The organism is Bacillus sp. MMSF_3328 (genome assembly GCF_030733525.1).
GTDB classification, from domain to species: Bacteria; Bacillota; Bacilli; order Bacillales; family Cytobacillaceae; genus Bacillus_AB; species Bacillus_AB infantis.
Window position 1 is genome coordinate 22411 of sequence record NZ_JASHIV010000026.1, and the last position, 16066, is coordinate 38476.

Genomic DNA, 16066 nt, shown 5'->3' on the forward strand with positions numbered 1-16066 from the left:
TAACATGTCGAACCAGTATTTAGATCCAAACTTGAAGGTGTTTTCCCTGAATTCAAATCGTGATCTGGCATCGGAAATTGCAAAGGTTATCGGAGTGGAGCTTGGAAAGTGCTCTGTTACGCGTTTTAGTGATGGAGAGATCCAGATTAACATCGAGGAAAGCATCAGGGGCTGTGATGTATTCGTGATCCAGTCCACAAGCTCTCCTGTAAACGAGCACTTGATGGAGCTTCTGATCATGATTGACGCACTGAAGAGGGCTTCTGCCAAGACAATCAACATTGTTATGCCTTACTACGGCTATGCACGCCAGGACCGCAAGGCGAGAGCCCGTGAACCGATCACGGCCAAGCTTGCAGCCAACCTGCTTGAAACGGCAGGGGCGACGCGTGTCATCACGCTGGATCTTCATGCGCCGCAAATCCAGGGCTTCTTCGATATCCCGATCGACCATCTGATGGGTGTGCCGATTTTGGCCGATTATTTCGGAAACAAAGATCTGGATGGCGATATTGTCATCGTATCACCGGACCATGGGGGAGTAACCCGCGCACGCAAGCTTGCAGAGCGCCTGAAGGCTCCAATCGCCATCATCGACAAGCGCCGTCCTAAGCCGAATGTGGCGGAAGTCATGAATATCGTCGGAAATATCGACGGCAAGATTGCTATCCTTATCGATGACATCATCGATACGGCCGGCACAATCACCCTTGCTGCGAACGCCCTGATTGAAAATGGCGCGAAGGAAGTCTATGCGTGCTGCACACATCCTGTGCTGTCAGGGCCGGCGATCGAGCGGATCCAGAACTCAAATATTAAAGAACTGGCTGTCACAAACTCCATTGCTTTGCCTGAAGAAAAGAAAATCGCAAAAGTCAGGGAGCTGTCTGTAGCCCCTCTTATCGGGGAAGCGATCATCCGCGTCCACGAGGAGCAATCTGTCAGCACTCTGTTCGATTAATTCAGCAGTACAAGAGGCTTGCCGCAGGGCAAGCCTTTTATGCTATACTCATGTTATAAAACAGCTTGCAGGCAAATGTGTTTAAAACATCTCCATTTAGGGCATTTTTAAAAAGATAAGTATGCAGTCCATTTGCATGGTTCATTTTAATTACACCTTAAATTGAGGAAGGGGACGTTTTTTATGAGCACTGTACTTCAAGCCAAAGAACGAAAAGAATTCCGCAATTCCAATCTGACGCAGCTGCGCAATGAGGGGAATATTCCTGGTGTTGTTTATGGGAATAAAATCGAAAGCAAAGCAATTTACCTGAATGGCCCTGATTTTATCAAAACAATCCGGGAAACAGGCAGGAATGCTGTTTTTTCTCTTGATGTAGAAGGCACAAAACATGATGTGGTGCTGAGCGACTATCAGGCGGACCCTTTGAAAAATGAAATCACCCACCTGGACTTCAGGGCGGTTGATATGTCGCAGGAAATCACGGCAGAGGTGAGGATCGAGCTGGTCGGCGATGCGGCAGGCGTCAAAGACGGCGGAGTCCTTCAGCAGCCTGTCCATGAGTTATCTGTATCGGCCAAGCCGAATGACATTCCGCAGAGCGTAGAAGTAAACATAGCAGATCTCCAGGTCGGAGAAAGCATTACGGCCGCAGATATTAAAGCGGGCCGCGGCTTCACGATCAATACGGATGATGAAACAGTCATTGCTTCCATCCTTGCGCCAAGGCAGGAAGAGGAAATAAGCACAGGCGAAGAGCAGGAGCCAGGCATCCCTGAGAATCAGGAAGGCCGGGAAACTGAAGCAAACGAAGAGTAAACAATAAAGGGTCTGGCCCGCTCTGGTCAGACCTTTTCTTACGTTGATAGGCGGAGGTAATAAGACATGAAATTGTTTGTAGGGCTGGGGAACCCAGGGAAAGAGTATGAGAAAACAAGGCATAACATAGGCTTTGACGTTATTGACAGGCTGTCCGGGAAGCTGAATATCCCTTTGGACCAGGCAAAGTTCAAGGGTGTGTTCGGCATGGGGCGCGTCGATGGAGAAAAGGTATTCCTTCTAAAGCCGCTTACATATATGAATCTGTCAGGAGAATCGATCAGACCGCTGATGGACTATTATGATATTGACACAGAAGATCTGGCTGTCATCTATGATGATCTTGATTTGCCGCCGGGGAAAATCCGGCTCAGGCAGAAGGGCAGCGCAGGAGGCCATAATGGCATCAAATCAACAATTGCGCACACAGGCACACAGGAATTCAGCCGCATCCGCGTCGGGATCGGGCGCCCTGAAGGCGGGATGAAGGTGACTGATTATGTGCTCGGCCGTTTTACAGCAGAAGAGCAGAAGGTCATGGATGAGGCGGCAGACCGCTCGGCTGATGCCTGCATAGATTGGATCAGGAAGCCTTTCCTTGAGGTCATGAATCAATATAACCAATCTTAGCTTTTCATTATTTCATTTGGCCTTACATATGATAAAGTTAAGTTAGCGTTTTCTGCTGCACTCTGTAAGTGAATAAGATTCCTTCCCGGGGCAATACTAGCAATAACAATTGTTAGACAGGGAGGGACAGGCATGGCACTTCATTATCATTGCCGCCATTGCGGCATGAAGATGGGAACGCTGGATAACTTGTCAATGCATGCAGAAAGCCTTGGGTTCCATAAATTGAATGAAGAAGAACGCCAGGATATGATTCTCTATGGGTCATCCGGGGATATACACATAACATCGATCTGCGAGGATTGCCAGGAATCACTGGAAAGAAATCCTGATTACCATCAGAACGATTACCTTATTCATTAAAAAGCTTTGGACGGACACTCCAAAGCGTTTTTCTGTTTTCATATGCACACATAACGACTTAGGACGAGAGGAGGGGTTGCCATGCTAGGATTAAAACAGCTTTTCACCCGGCAGGATGATATCAAGACAGTCATCACCGGAGTGAACGGGGGGCTGAAAGAGCAGCTGGTGGCCGGATTGACCGGCTCGGCACGGACGCTTTTCCTTGCCTCTATATATGAGCAGACAAAAAAGCCTATGCTGGTTGTAACTCACAATCTTTTACAAGCACAGAAATTATATGATGATATTGTCAATCTGATAGGCGAGGATGATGTATATCTTTATCCCGCCAATGAACTGATCGCATCGGAGCTCAGCATTGCAAGCCCCGAGCTGAGGGCGCAGAGAATCGACGCGCTCAACCATTGGAGCGGGAAGGGCACCGGCATTGTCATTATCCCTATGGCCGGGATGAGGAAGGTGCTTCCGCCTCCTTCCCTTTGGAAGAAGCGCCAGCTGATATTAAAGCTTGGCGATGATATAGAAATAGAGGAGCAGCTTCTTGAGTTTGTCAAAATGGGCTACAGCCGAACTGATATGGTGTCATCCCCGGGAGAATTCAGCGTCAGGGGCGGCATCCTGGACATCTATCCGCTGACCGAAGCGGATCCGATCAGGATTGAGCTGTTTGACACCGAAATTGACAGCATCCGTTCTTTTTCCCTGGAAGACCAGCGATCGAAAGAAAAGCTGAAGCAGGTCCATATCGGCCCTGCAACCGAGAATCCTTTTGAGGATGAGCATTATGACAGGGTATATGAGAAGCTGGAAAAAGGCCTTTCAGCCAGTCTGAAGAAGCTGAAGGATGAGAAGGCAAAAGAGCTGCTGGCCCAGAATATCGGGTATGAACTGGAGCAGCTCCGGAACAGGCAAAGGCCTGAGCAGATGTTCAAATACCTCTCCTATGCTTATGAATCCAATAATAGTTTGCTAGATTACCTTCCGCAGGATGGGCTTATTTTTATCGATGAAATCAGCAGGGTCCAGGAGATGAATGAGTCCCTTGAGAAAGAGGAGGCAGAATGGTATACAAGCCTGCTTGGCGAAGGAAAAATTGTCCATGACGTCAAAATTTCCCACAGTCTGAAGGAATTCATCGCCCGGTCATATCAGCCGATCGTTTACATGTCCCTATTTTTAAGGCATGTCCCGAATACGAATCCGCAGAATATCATCAATGTTTCCTGCAGGCAGATGCAGAACTTCCACGGCCAGCTGAATGTGCTGAAAAGCGAGCTGGAACGCTGGAGGAAGAGCGGCTTCTCTGTTTTGTTCCTCGGCCCTGACATGGCCCGGGTCAAGAAGCTTCAAAGCGTTTTGGCCGACTATGAAATTGAGGCTGCTGTCATCGAGCCTGATAAAGAAGTGCTGAAGGGCAAGTTCCAGATCACGGAAGGAAGCCTGCAGACAGGCTTTGAACTGCCGATCCAGAAAATTGCCGTCATCACGGAAGAAGAGCTTTTCAACAAGAAAACAGCAAAGCGGTCACCGCGCAGGCAGAAGCTTTCGAATGCTGAAAGAATCAAAAGCTATTCAGAGCTTAAAATCGGCGATTATGTTGTCCATGTGAACCACGGGATCGGCAAATATCTTGGCATTGAAACACTCGAAATCAATGGCCTTCATAAGGATTATCTGAATATACGCTATTCAGGCAGCGATCAGCTGTATGTTCCGGTCGATCAGATTGATCTTGTCCAGAAGTATGTAGGGTCCGAAGGCAAAGAGCCGAAGATCTATAAGCTTGGCGGCAATGACTGGAAGCGTGTCAAGAAGAAGGTTGAAAGCTCTGTTCAGGATATAGCGGACGATCTGATCAAATTGTACGCCGAGAGGGAAGCGTCGAAAGGTTATGCATTCTCTCCTGACGGGGACATGCAGCGCGAATTCGAGTTGTCCTTCCCTTACCAGGAAACAGAGGATCAGCTGAGGTCCATCCATGAAATCAAGCTGGATATGGAAAAAGAGCGGCCGATGGACCGCCTCCTGTGCGGCGATGTTGGCTACGGGAAAACTGAGGTGGCCATCAGGGCTGCCTTTAAGGCAATTGCGGACGGCAAACAGGTGGCCATCCTTGTGCCGACAACGATCCTTGCCCAGCAGCACTACCAGACAATGAGAGAAAGGTTCCAGGAATACCCTGTTGAGATCGGGCTCTTAAGCCGCTTCCGGACAAAGAAGCAGCAGACCGAGACAGTCAAGGGCCTTAAAAACGGCACCGTTGATATTGTTGTCGGCACCCATCGCCTGCTCTCAAAGGAAATCATTTATAAAGATCTCGGGCTGCTCATCATTGACGAAGAGCAGCGGTTCGGCGTCACTCATAAAGAAAAGATCAAACAGCTCAAAACAAATGTTGATGTTCTGACATTGACTGCGACGCCGATTCCCCGGACCCTGCATATGTCGATGCTCGGCGTGAGAGACTTGTCTGTCATCGAGACACCGCCGGAGAACAGATTCCCGGTCCAGACCTATGTAATGGAATACAATGGCGGACTTGTCCGTGAAGCCATCGAACGGGAGATGGCGCGGGGCGGCCAGGTATATTTCCTGTATAACAGGGTTGAGGACATCGAACGGAAGGCAGAGGAAATCTCCATGCTTGTACCGGATGCCAAGGTGGTTGCCGCCCATGGCCAAATGACTGAAAATGAGCTCGAATCAGTTATGCTGAGCTTCCTTGAAGGAGAAGCGGACGTCCTTGTCAGCACAACGATCATTGAAACGGGAGTCGATATCCCGAATGTGAACACCTTGATCGTATTTGATGCAGACCGGATGGGGCTCTCCCAGCTGTACCAGCTGAGGGGGCGGGTTGGCCGCTCAAACAGAGTTGCCTATGCGTATTTCACCTACCGGAAGGATAAAGTGCTGACTGAAGTGGCAGAAAAGCGCCTCCAGGCCATCAAGGAGTTCACGGAGCTGGGGTCAGGATTTAAGATTGCGATGCGCGATCTTTCCATCAGGGGTGCCGGCAATCTGCTCGGCTCTCAGCAGCACGGATTCATCGATTCTGTCGGCTTTGACCTGTATTCCCAGATGCTTAAAGAGGCGATAGAAGAACGGAAGGAAAATCCGGAAACATATAAAAAGCCTTCTGTGGAAATCGATCTTGAAATCGATGCCTACATCCCTGATGCTTATCTGGCGGATGGAAACCAGAAGATTGAAATGTATAAAAGGTTCCGCGGCATCGACTCGATGGATGAGGTCGAAGGGCTGAAGGAAGAAATGACAGACAGGTTCGGAGATTATCCGGATGAGGTCGCTTACCTGTTCCGGGTCGCCGAGATGAAGGTCCATGCCCAGGAGGCCGGTGTAGAGCTCATCAAACAGTCCAAGGCTGAAGTCCTGATTCTCTTGTCAGAGGAGGCAAGCTCTCTGATCGACGGACAGAAAATCTTCCAGGAAAGCACCAAACATGGACGGATGGTCGGCCTCGGCATGGAAGGCAAGAAGCTGAAGATGGTCATCCAGACAAAGGGTTACAGTACAGACAAATGGCTTAACACCGCCTATGATATGATTCTTGGAATAGATAAGGCCAAAAAGAAGCAGCAAAATCCAATATCGTAAAGTAATGGAAAAGTTCCTGTCACCTAAATGAAATGAGAAAAGTGTTTAATTAGAGTAGACAAGGGTATTTCAAATGGTAAGGATTTTTATACTGGAATGTTTATCCTATTGAGGAAATGTTATCACCCGAGAGAAAAAATATTTGCAAGTGTATAGAACTTTCCATATGAAAGATACTAAGTTCAAACATGGAGAAGATTTCAACAAAAGGAAGCAGAAATCTACTCCTGCTAAAAATCATCAGATGAAAGTGAGGCAACGCAGGATGAAAGCAACTGGTATAGTTCGTCGTATCGATGATTTGGGTCGTGTAGTAATCCCGAAGGAAATCCGCAGGACACTGCGAATTCGTGAAGGTGACCCGCTGGAAATATTTGTAGACCGCGATGGTGAAGTCATCTTAAAGAAGTACTCGCCAATCAGCGAATTAAGCGATTTTGCAAAAGAATATGCAGAAGCTCTGTATGACAGCCTTGGAAACCCGGTCCTGATCTGTGACAGGGATACATTTATCGCAACGGCAGGCGGATCAAAAAAGGATTATCTGAACAAAAACATCAGTGATCTGCTGGAAAAAACAATGGAAGACAGAACTTCTGTCCTCGTCAACACTCAAGGTGAGTATGCCCTTGCAGATGGGAATGAGGAAAGCCTTTCTGCTTATACAATCGGTCCGATCATTGCCAATGGCGATCCGATAGGGGCAGTCATCATTTATGCGAAGGAAGATTCGCTTGGTGATGTAGAACAGAAGGCTGTAGAAACGGCAGCTGGATTCTTGGCAAGGCAGATGGAGTCCTAATACCAATTTTGAATCTTATAGAGATGAAAAGGGGCAGCCTGGCTGCCTTTTTTCTATGGGAAAAATGAAAATGAATGCTTCAAAGCTATTTGTTTTATGACAGACGGGTAACGAAACAAGGTTAATGCGCTATCATCCCATCCTGCGGCCAATAGTTATGCTATAATACTTTTCGAATTCATTATTGGAAGGAGATGGGCAATGAAGCCCGTTAATCAATCAGGAGATCTGTTCAAAGGAGCCCTGATCCTTGCAGCTGCCGCTTTGATCACAAAGGTTTTGAGCGCAGTTTACAGAGTCCCCTTCCAGAATATCGTAGGGGATGTCGGCTTTTATATTTACCAGCAGGTATATCCTTTTTACGGGATTGCCATCGTGCTGTCTACATACGGTTTTCCGGTCGTGATTTCAAAGCTTTATGCTGAACAGGCAAAGAGCAGGAAAGAAGCTCTTCAGCTGTTGGCTGCCTCCGGTCTTTTCCTTTTGGCCACTGGTCTGGCTGCTTTCTTGATAATGTTTGCCGGGGCAGATTGGATTGCTTCGCAAATGGGAGATCCAAAGCTGGGTATCCTTTTAAGGACTCTTTCACCAGCCTTCCTTCTTCTGCCGGCGACAGCTCTTCTCAGGGGTTATTTCCAGGGCCGGGGCGACATGCTTCCGACTGCTGTTTCCCAGGTGGGAGAGCAGGCCATCCGTGTGGCGACCATTTTGGCTGCTGCGTTCATCCTCATGAAAGAAGGAGCATCACTATATACAGCCGGCAGCGGGGCCATTTTCGGTTCAGTGACAGGAGGCATTGCTTCTGCAGTCATCCTGTCCGCCTTTTTCTGGCGTGTGATAAAAAAGGAAGCAGCTGGGGCAGCGGGTATTGAACTGAGTGGAAAAGCAGTCCTGAAGACGATGAAAACCATCGCTCTCCAGGGTGCGGCCATCAGTGCGGCTTCTATGCTGCTCATCCTTCTTCAGCTGGCAGATTCTCTGAATCTGTATTCCCTGCTTGTATCGGCAGGGCTGGATGCTGAAGAGGCAAAGAAGCTGAAAGGGATTTATGACAGGGGCCAGCCGCTCATACAGCTTGGGACCGTTATTGCCACCTCAATGTCGCTTTCGCTTGTTCCGCTCATCACAGCTGAAAAGCTGAAAAACAATCAGAAGTTCCTTGCTGAAAAGGCAGGCCTAGCCCTCCGTGTCAGCCTGCTCTTTGGGACAGGTGCGGCCTTAGGATTATGGGCCATTATCAAGCCGGTCAATATCATGCTGTTTGAGAATGCGGAAGGATCAGAAGTGCTCTCAGTGCTGAGCCTGTTCATTTTCTTTGCCTCGATCATCATGACCCTGGCGGCCATTCTGCAGGGGCTGGGCCACACCTTTTTCCCGGCGGCAGTGATTGTTGGAGGCTTCGGGATAAAATATATCCTTAACATTCTGCTTGTGCCGGCTGCAGGGACGATGGGAGCAGCTATTGCTGCATGTGCAGCACTCGCCGTTGTGCTGCTTGTCCTGCACGCCAGGCTCCGCTTCTTATTCCGGCAGCCTTTAGTGCCGGGCCGCTTCATCCTGGGGCTCGGAACTGCTGCTGCTGTCATGCTGCTGTATTTGAAGGCCTACCTGCTGGCAGCAGGATCTTTGGCAGGGGAAGGGCGCCTTGCGGCCGGCCTTATAGCTTTAAGTGCAGCTGCAACAGGCGGAATTGTATTCATGCTTTTAGCTTTAAAAGGAGAGACTTTTAGAAAAGAAGAAATCAGCATGCTGCCTTTTGGAAGCAAGCTGGGCTATTTGCTGCCCGGCAGGAACAGGAGATGATTTGACATGAATAAGATTACGATTTACGGCCTTGGGGCGGGAGACCTTGAACAGCTGCCCTTTGGCGTCTATAAAGCTCTTCAGGCTGAGGGAGCGGTATATTTAAGGACAGAGGACCACCCGGTGATCCGGGAGCTTCAAGATGAAGGGATGGCTTTTCAATCATTTGATCGTATATACGAAAAGCACAGCCGCTTTGAAGAGGTATATGAGGAAATTTGCGATATTCTCCTGGCGAAAGCAGCAGATAGGGATGTTGTCTATGCTGTACCGGGCCATCCGCTGGTTGCGGAGAAAACGGTTCAGATTCTGCTTGAGAAAGGCCCTGTGCTGGGAATTGATATCGTGATTGGGGGAGGCCAGAGCTTTCTGGACGCCCTGTTTCAGGCACTGAAAATAGATCCGATCGAAGGTTTTCAGCTGCTGGATGCCACTGATCTGAAAAAAGATGAAGTGATGCTTAAGCATCATATGATCATCGGGCAGGTGTATGATACCTACGTGGCGAGCAATGTGAAGCTGACCCTGATGGAAATGCTTCCGTACGATTATGAAATTTATATTGCCACGGCAGCAGGGAGCAGCAGGGAAAGCATCAGGAAGGTGCCTTTGTTTGAGCTTGACCGGGAAGCGGAAATCAATAACCTGACCTCAGTCTATGTGCCGCCGGTAAAGGATGAAACCCTCCTTTACAGGGAATTCAGCAAGTTCCGGGAAATCATCGCCGCATTGAGGGGGCCGGACGGCTGTCCGTGGGATCTCAAGCAGACGCACCAATCGCTCAGGAAATACTTGATCGAGGAAGCTTATGAGCTTATCGAAGCGATTGATAATGAAGATATCGACCATATGATCGAGGAGCTGGGAGATGTCCTCCTGCAGGTAGTTCTGCACGCGCAGATCGGGGAAGATGACGGCTATTTCTCTATAGATGATGTCATTCAGGGTGTCAGCGAAAAAATGATACGCAGGCATCCCCATGTTTTTGGCGACGCCTCGGCGGATACAGAAGAGCAGGTGCTGAAAAATTGGCAGGAAATCAAGGCTGAAGAAAAAGGAGCAGTTCCTGAGTCGCTCTTAAGCGGAATCGTCAAATCAATGCCGCAGCTGCTCCAGGCGGCGGATATCCAGAAGAAAGCAGCCGGCGCAGGCTTTGACTGGCAGGAAATCGGGCCGGCTTGGGAGAAGGTTAAAGAAGAGCTGTCTGAATTTGAAGAGGAAATGAACCGGGACCCGCGGTCAGAAGAAGCAGCAAAAGAGTTCGGCGATATCCTGTTTGCACTTGTGAATATTGCGAGATTCTGCAAGATCGATCCGGAGCAGGCGGTCTTCACGACCAATCAGAAGTTCATCAGACGTTTTAAGTATATTGAAGATAAAGTCAGGGAGAGCGGCCGGGACTTCAGCGGATACAGCCTGGAAGAGCTGGACCGGTTCTGGGATGAAGCGAAACAGCAAGGACTATAAAGGGGGAGACAAGAATGAGACTGGATAAATTTTTGAAGGTATCAAGACTGATTAAAAGAAGAACGCTGGCAAAGGAAGTGGCTGACCAGGGAAGGATCCTGATCAACGGACAGCAGGGGAAGGCCAGCTCAACCGTAAAGGTCGGCGATGAGCTGACGGTCAGGCTCGGGCAGCGGATTGTAACAGCGAAGATTGAGCGCCTCCAGGAAACAAGCCGCAAGGAAGAAGCCGCTGAAATGTACACCATCCTGAAGGAAGAGCGCACCGGCCAGCAGGAAAATTAATGTTTAAGTCAGCACCAGCGGGGAAACAGGTATTGTATAATGGCCGGACCTGACTGAATTGTTCTAAACGGCCCCCCTCCCTCATAACATGTACAAAAGGTTGTACTATGCGATTGTGGGGGATGAGGATGAGTCAATACTATGAATCAAACACAGGCAAAAGCAATGCTCCTGATCATGATGTCATCATGAGGGGACGAAAGCTTCTGGATATTACCGGCGTCAAGCAGGTCGAAAGCTTTGATAATGAAGAATTCCTTTTGGAGACAGTCATGGGCTTCCTGGCCATCCGCGGCCAGAATCTCCAGATGAAGAATCTGGACGTGGAGAAAGGAATCGTATCCATTAAGGGGAAAGTATTTGACCTCGTATATATGGATGAACAGCAAGGGGAAAAAGCTAAAGGGTTCTTTAGCAAGATATTCCGATGACCCTTTCTGCGCAGTTTCTTACCATGCTTGCCATGATTGGCATGGGAAGCGCGTTCGGCGCGTCGCTCGATACATATAACCGCTTCCTGCGCCGCGCCAAAAGAAAAAGCTGGATTGTCTTCATCAATGATTTTTTATTTTGGAGTCTGCAGGGACTTGCTGTCTTTTATGTATTGTTCGTAATCAACCAGGGCGAGCTGAGGTTCTACATCTTTATTGCCCTGTTCTGCGGATTTGCCGCCTACCAGAGCCTGCTTAAGCAGGGGTTCCTCCGGCTGCTTGAAATTTTGATAGGAGCGATTGCCGCGATATTCCGCTTTTTTGTCAGAATGGCACACCTTTTGGTTTATAAACCGATCCAATCGATCATCATGGGTATTATTTCACTTATTGTGCTGCTCGGAAAAGGCATACTGGCCCTTATGCAACTGGTACTTAGGATCATATGGACCCTTTTAAAAGTGATTTTAAGCCCTGTCAAATGGATTTGGTCACTTTTTTGGTTTATTTTGCCGAAAAAGATTAAAAATAGCGTCGAGAAGTTATATAATAAATTGGCAGGAAATTTACACACATTCAAGAATAACTTAAACAGCTTAATAACCAGATGGAAAAATAAATAAATGGGCAAGGAGGGGCTGCGAGAGTGAGTGCCATCAGGAAACGCAAAGTAGCAAAAATCGAGACAAACTATGCCAAACAGCAAGAGAATACAGAGATCAGCACAGCCAGGAAGAGAGTCCTGCTTATCCGCAGGCTGACTGTCTTTTTCGTTGGGGCTGCAGCCATCGCCGTATTGATGATCTCTACACTCGTCACGCAATCCTCTGCTCTTGAAGAAAAGGCCCTCGAAAAAGAGAAATTTGAAAAGAAGCTCGCCTCCCTTAAAAAGAATGAGGTCCTCCTGGAAGAAGAAATCGTCAAACTGAATGATGATGAATATATAGCCAAGCTTGCGAGGAAGAACTATTTCCTTTCCGAAAAGGATGAAATCATCTTTAATCTGCCTGAGGACAAGGACGGAAAGAAGGAAAAGGAAAAAACATCCGAGTAGCAGTCTTATTGACACTCTTTTTTGAAATTCTGTATAATATAAAGTAAGTTTAATTCTTTTAATCTTTAAGGAGGCAAAATCTTTTTATGTCAATCGAAGTAGGCAGCAAGTTACAAGGAAAGGTAACCGGCATTACAAACTTCGGCGCGTTCGTAGAACTGCCGGAAGGTTCAACCGGTCTTGTCCACATTAGTGAGGTCGCAGATAACTATGTTAAGGATATTAATGATCACCTGAAGGTCGGTGACCAGGTAGAGGTTAAAGTCATTAATGTGGAGAAGGATGGAAAGATCGGCTTATCCATCAAGAAAGCAATAGACAGGCCAGAGAGACCTGCCAGACCAGAAAGAACTGACAGGCCTGAACGCCGCGATTCACGGGGCGGATATTCCGGATCCCAGCGTCCGCGCCACGGAAGATCCAATGACAGCCGTCCGCCAAGAGAGAACTTTGAGTCTAAAATGGCCAAGTTCCTGAAAGACAGTGAAGACCGATTGGCCTCGCTAAAACGCAATACTGAATCCAAACGCGGAGGAAGAGGCGCTAAACGAGGATAACTTGCTGCTGATTTTTTCTATATATTGCATGACCATGACAGGCCGAGGGGCTTGTCTTTTTTTTTGCGCTTTAACAGAACGAAAAAACACCTGCTCCCAATTGAGCAGGTGTTTTTGGATGTATGGGAAGAATCAGACAACCATCGAGTCTTAATCTAGGTCTCAAAAATAGAACTAAAAAGACGCCTTCATTTCTGAGGCGTCTTAAGCTTGTCGGGGCTGTTCAAGCAGCCTCCGCATTTCATGTATGACCCCTACGGGATTCGAACCCGTGTTACCGCCGTGAAAGGGCGGTGTCTTAACCGCTTGACCAAGGGGCCGTATTAAAGATAAGGATAGCGGCGGAGGGGATCGAACCCCCGACCTCACGGGTATGAACCGTACGCTCTAGCCAGCTGAGCTACACCGCCATAATATAAGCACAAGGAATATAATACAAAGGATTGACCGTGGTGTCAATAATATTTTAAAAGAAAAATGTCGGTTCTCCTTTTTTTCGGTTCGCCAATTTTTTTTGACGGGCAAATCGCGCTTTCAAGGCATTATCAACCTCTTTTTGAGCGAATATTCAAAACATAAATTATATTTTAGGGATTATCTTCCATTATATTGTTTGCTTTTTTGTTATTAGGAGGAAAGCCGTCGAAAGAAAAACATGGGCTTGTCTCCTCTTTTGACAAACTTTTATGCATAACCAATTTTATAATAATCAGCAACGATACAAATACGGGGAGTGGAATAAATGGAAAAGGCGGAACAGACGGTAATGGATCCTGCTGGGGAAGTTGATTTCAACGGATCGAAGCTCGAATTGGCAAAAGGCCTTCACAAGTTCCAGATGAAGATGGAGACCTTTTTTATCAAAAAGGGCTATATCCTTCTATTGATCGGATTTCTCCTGGGAAGGGCGCTCATCCTGGCGAAATTGACGCCCTTCAGCCTGCCGTTCTTTGCAGCGGTCTATCTGATCAAGAGGGATAAGGCACCGCTGGCCCTGATTGGGCTTACTGCCGGTGCATTTACTTTATCTATGATGAATGCAGCATCAGTGTTTGGAATCTGCTTTATTTTCCTCTTCGCCTTCCGGGTTTCTAAAAAGTGGCTGAAAAATGAAGTAAGGGCCCTGCCGGTCTATACATTTTTCGTATTGGCGATCGGGAAGATTGCAGAAGCTTATATTGTTTCAGGACAGCTGTCGCTTTATGATGCGATGATGGCCGGCGTGGAAGCAAGCCTCGGCTTTATCCTTACTCTGATTTTCCTGCAGAGCCTGCCATTGCTCAGCATATCAAAAAGAAGGCAGTCTTTGAAAACTGAGGAAATAGTCTGCCTGATCATCATGCTAGCCTCAGTCATGACCGGAACGATCGGCTGGTCGGTGTATGACCTGTCTGTTGAACATATATTATCCAGATATCTGGTTCTATTATTTGCATTTGTTGCAGGCGCAACGGTCGGGTCAACAGTAGGGGTGGTGACCGGATTGATTTTCAGCCTGGCGAATGTTTCTAGTTTCTATCATATGAGCCTTCTTGCTTTCTCCGGCCTCCTGGGCGGCCTGCTGAAGGAAGGGAGAAAGCTTGGCGTGGCGTGCGGACTGCTGATTGCCACCTTATTAATCGGGATGTATGGGGAAGGAACGGGTACCTTGCTGAAAACAGTTCTGGAGACTGGTGCAGCAACGGTCTTATTTTTCCTGACCCCGCAGGCGCTGACAGGGAAGCTTGCCAGGCATATACCGGGGACCCCAGAGTATGCGGCGGAGCAGCAGCAGTATATGCGGAAGATGCGGGACGTTACAGCCCAGCGCGTTGCCCAATTCTCGACTGTATTCCAGGCTTTGTCCAAAAGTTTCTCTTCCCATGATAATCCCATTGATTGGGATGGGGAGGAAAGGGAGATGGATTATTTCCTGAGCAATGTCACGGAGAAAACATGCCAGACCTGTTTCAAGAAAGACCATTGCTGGGCAAGGAACTTTGATACAACCTATGAATATATGAAGGAAATTATGCATGAAATGGATGCCCAGCAGGGGACCGTTTCCGGAAGGCTGACAAGGGAGTGGGAAAAACATTGCACCCGCTCTAAAAAGGTATTGGAAACGATGCATCAGGAGCTGACGTTTTATCAGGCAAATCTGAAGCTCAAAAAGCAGGTTCAGGAGAGCAGAAGGCTTGTGGCAGACCAGCTGCTGGGCGTGTCAGAGGTAATGGGCGATTTTGCGAAAGAAATCCAGCGGGAGAGGGAAAATCATCATAGGCAGGAAGAGTCCATCCTCGACGCACTCCAGGGGTTTGGCATCCAGATCGAACAGGTGGAGATTTACAGCCTGGAGCAGGGGAATGTCGACATTGATATGACGATCCCCTACTGCAGGGGGCACGGCGAGTGTGAAAAACTGATAGCCCCGATGCTGTCAGATATATTGGGAGAAACCATTCTTGTCAATTCAGAGGAGTGTTCCACATTTGGAAGCGGCAGCTGCTACGTGACTTTCCGATCGGCTAAAGCCTATGCGGTTGAAACCGGGGTGGCCCATGCAGCAAAGGATGGCGGACTGATTTCCGGTGACAGCTATTCGACCATCGAGCTTGGAGGAGGTAAATATGCCATTGCCATCAGCGACGGGATGGGGAACGGCGAAAGGGCCCATATTGAGAGCAAGGAAACCCTCCAGCTGCTTCAAAAGATTCTTCAATCAGGGATAGAGGAGAAGGTGGCGATTAAGTCGGTCAACTCTGTACTGTCATTGAGGACGACGGACGAAATCTTTTCCACTCTTGATCTGGCCATGGTCGATCTGCAAAATGCAGCAGCCAAGTTCCTGAAGATTGGATCGACACCAAGCTTCATTAAGAGAGGCGGCAAGGTCCTCAAGGTTCAGGCAAGCAATCTGCCGATGGGGATATTGCAGGAATTCGAGGTGGATGTGGTCAGTGAGCAGCTGAAGGCAGGCGATCTCCTGATCATGATGAGCGATGGTGTTTTTGAAGGTCCCAAGCATGTGGAAAACTATGACCTGTGGATGAAGCGGAAGATCCATGAGCTGAAAACAGAGGATCCTCAGGAAATAGCCGACCTGATCATGGAGGAGGTCATCAGGTCTCGTTCAGGCCTGATCGAGGATGATATGACTGTGGTAGTATCCAAAATAAAGCATAATACGCCAAAATGGGCTTCCATCCCGGTCCAGAAGCTGCGCCAAAAAGCCAACTGATTATTTTGTCCCTCTCTTCCTCCGAACATGTATATTTCCGTCCTGTTCCGTCGA

General features: G+C 48.2%; 14 protein-coding genes and 2 tRNA genes. 14 read left to right on the top strand and 2 right to left on the bottom strand.

The annotated features are described in order from the left end of the window. The first annotated feature begins 4 nt into the window (after window positions 1-4). The 13 genes from RBB45_RS23670 (at window position 5) to RBB45_RS23730 (ending at window position 12792) form a co-directional block, all read left to right on the top strand. Window positions 5-961 (top strand): ribose-phosphate diphosphokinase, encoded by a 957-nt coding sequence (locus RBB45_RS23670; protein ID WP_009796168.1) that lies wholly within the window; start codon window positions 5-7, stop codon window positions 959-961. Window positions 962-1144: 183 nt separating this feature from the next. Beyond that, window positions 1145-1780 carry a 50S ribosomal protein L25/general stress protein Ctc gene (locus RBB45_RS23675; protein WP_009796167.1) on the top strand — a complete coding sequence of 212 codons (636 nt, stop codon included), beginning with the start codon at window positions 1145-1147 and terminating at the stop codon, window positions 1778-1780. Between the two features lie 66 nt (window positions 1781-1846). Continuing rightward, window positions 1847-2410 (top strand): aminoacyl-tRNA hydrolase, encoded by a 564-nt coding sequence (gene pth / locus RBB45_RS23680; RefSeq protein WP_009796166.1) that lies wholly within the window; start codon window positions 1847-1849, stop codon window positions 2408-2410. Window positions 2411-2542: 132 nt separating this feature from the next. After that, the gene (fin, locus tag RBB45_RS23685) at window positions 2543-2773 is read left to right on the top strand and encodes an anti-sigma-F factor Fin (protein ID WP_022543206.1); all 231 of its coding nucleotides are present in this window, start codon (window positions 2543-2545) and stop codon (window positions 2771-2773) included. Window positions 2774-2854: 81 nt separating this feature from the next. Beyond that, a complete protein-coding gene (gene mfd / locus RBB45_RS23690) occupies window positions 2855-6394 on the top strand; it encodes a transcription-repair coupling factor (RefSeq protein WP_101552990.1) in 3540 nt (1179 codons plus the stop codon). Window positions 6395-6659: 265 nt separating this feature from the next. Then, window positions 6660-7196 (top strand): stage V sporulation protein T, encoded by a 537-nt coding sequence (spoVT, locus tag RBB45_RS23695; RefSeq protein WP_009796163.1) that lies wholly within the window; start codon window positions 6660-6662, stop codon window positions 7194-7196. 201 nt (window positions 7197-7397) lie between these two features. Further along, window positions 7398-8999, top strand: coding sequence for a putative polysaccharide biosynthesis protein (locus RBB45_RS23700; protein WP_306010455.1), 1602 nt, complete (start codon window positions 7398-7400; stop codon window positions 8997-8999). A gap of 6 nt (window positions 9000-9005) precedes the next feature. Beyond that, complete coding sequence (gene yabN / locus RBB45_RS23705) at window positions 9006-10466, top strand: bifunctional methyltransferase/pyrophosphohydrolase YabN (RefSeq protein ID WP_009796161.1); 1461 nt, start codon at window positions 9006-9008, stop codon at window positions 10464-10466. Between the two features lie 14 nt (window positions 10467-10480). Then, entirely contained in the window at window positions 10481-10750 is a 270-nt protein-coding gene (locus RBB45_RS23710) for an RNA-binding S4 domain-containing protein (protein WP_009796160.1), read from the top strand. 128 nt (window positions 10751-10878) lie between these two features. Then, window positions 10879-11181, top strand: a complete 303-nt coding sequence (gene yabP / locus RBB45_RS23715) for a sporulation protein YabP (protein WP_022543208.1) — start codon at window positions 10879-10881, stop codon at window positions 11179-11181. Next, on the top strand, window positions 11178-11804 hold the full coding sequence (gene yabQ / locus RBB45_RS23720) for a spore cortex biosynthesis protein YabQ (RefSeq protein ID WP_009796158.1): 627 nt from the start codon (window positions 11178-11180) through the stop codon (window positions 11802-11804). The genes yabP and yabQ overlap by 4 nt, the downstream gene beginning before the upstream one ends. A gap of 23 nt (window positions 11805-11827) precedes the next feature. Further along, entirely contained in the window at window positions 11828-12235 is a 408-nt protein-coding gene (locus RBB45_RS23725; protein WP_148977043.1) for an FtsB family cell division protein, read from the top strand. An 86-nt stretch (window positions 12236-12321) separates the two neighbouring features. Next, window positions 12322-12792: a S1 domain-containing RNA-binding protein gene (locus tag RBB45_RS23730; RefSeq protein WP_009796156.1), complete on the top strand. Its 471-nt coding sequence runs from the start codon at window positions 12322-12324 to the stop codon at window positions 12790-12792. A 248-nt stretch (window positions 12793-13040) separates the two neighbouring features. Here the strand turns inward: RBB45_RS23730 and RBB45_RS23735 are convergent. Continuing rightward, a tRNA-Glu gene (locus RBB45_RS23735) sits at window positions 13041-13112 on the bottom strand. A gap of 16 nt (window positions 13113-13128) precedes the next feature. Next, a tRNA-Met gene (locus RBB45_RS23740) sits at window positions 13129-13202 on the bottom strand. A 332-nt stretch (window positions 13203-13534) separates the two neighbouring features. Here RBB45_RS23740 and spoIIE point away from each other — a divergent pair. Next, the gene (gene spoIIE, locus RBB45_RS23745; RefSeq protein ID WP_306010456.1) at window positions 13535-16012 is read left to right on the top strand and encodes a stage II sporulation protein E; all 2478 of its coding nucleotides are present in this window, start codon (window positions 13535-13537) and stop codon (window positions 16010-16012) included. Window positions 16013-16066 lie beyond the last annotated feature (54 nt).

What these genes read in the sequence shown, in the direction of transcription:
- RBB45_RS23670 (WP_009796168.1), top strand. Translation starts at nt 5, where the DNA reads ATGTCGAACCAGTATTTAGATCCAAACTTGAAGGTGTTTTCCCTGAAT.
- RBB45_RS23675 (WP_009796167.1), top strand. Translation starts at nt 1,145, where the DNA reads ATGAGCACTGTACTTCAAGCCAAAGAACGAAAAGAATTCCGCAATTCC.
- pth (WP_009796166.1), top strand. Translation starts at nt 1,847, where the DNA reads ATGAAATTGTTTGTAGGGCTGGGGAACCCAGGGAAAGAGTATGAGAAA.
- fin (WP_022543206.1), top strand. Translation starts at nt 2,543, where the DNA reads ATGGCACTTCATTATCATTGCCGCCATTGCGGCATGAAGATGGGAACG.
- mfd (WP_101552990.1), top strand. Translation starts at nt 2,855, where the DNA reads ATGCTAGGATTAAAACAGCTTTTCACCCGGCAGGATGATATCAAGACA.
- spoVT (WP_009796163.1), top strand. Translation starts at nt 6,660, where the DNA reads ATGAAAGCAACTGGTATAGTTCGTCGTATCGATGATTTGGGTCGTGTA.
- RBB45_RS23700 (WP_306010455.1), top strand. Translation starts at nt 7,398, where the DNA reads ATGAAGCCCGTTAATCAATCAGGAGATCTGTTCAAAGGAGCCCTGATC.
- yabN (WP_009796161.1), top strand. Translation starts at nt 9,006, where the DNA reads ATGAATAAGATTACGATTTACGGCCTTGGGGCGGGAGACCTTGAACAG.
- RBB45_RS23710 (WP_009796160.1), top strand. Translation starts at nt 10,481, where the DNA reads ATGAGACTGGATAAATTTTTGAAGGTATCAAGACTGATTAAAAGAAGA.
- yabP (WP_022543208.1), top strand. Translation starts at nt 10,879, where the DNA reads ATGAGTCAATACTATGAATCAAACACAGGCAAAAGCAATGCTCCTGAT.
- yabQ (WP_009796158.1), top strand. Translation starts at nt 11,178, where the DNA reads ATGACCCTTTCTGCGCAGTTTCTTACCATGCTTGCCATGATTGGCATG.
- RBB45_RS23730 (WP_009796156.1), top strand. Translation starts at nt 12,322, where the DNA reads ATGTCAATCGAAGTAGGCAGCAAGTTACAAGGAAAGGTAACCGGCATT.
- spoIIE (WP_306010456.1), top strand. Translation starts at nt 13,535, where the DNA reads ATGGAAAAGGCGGAACAGACGGTAATGGATCCTGCTGGGGAAGTTGAT.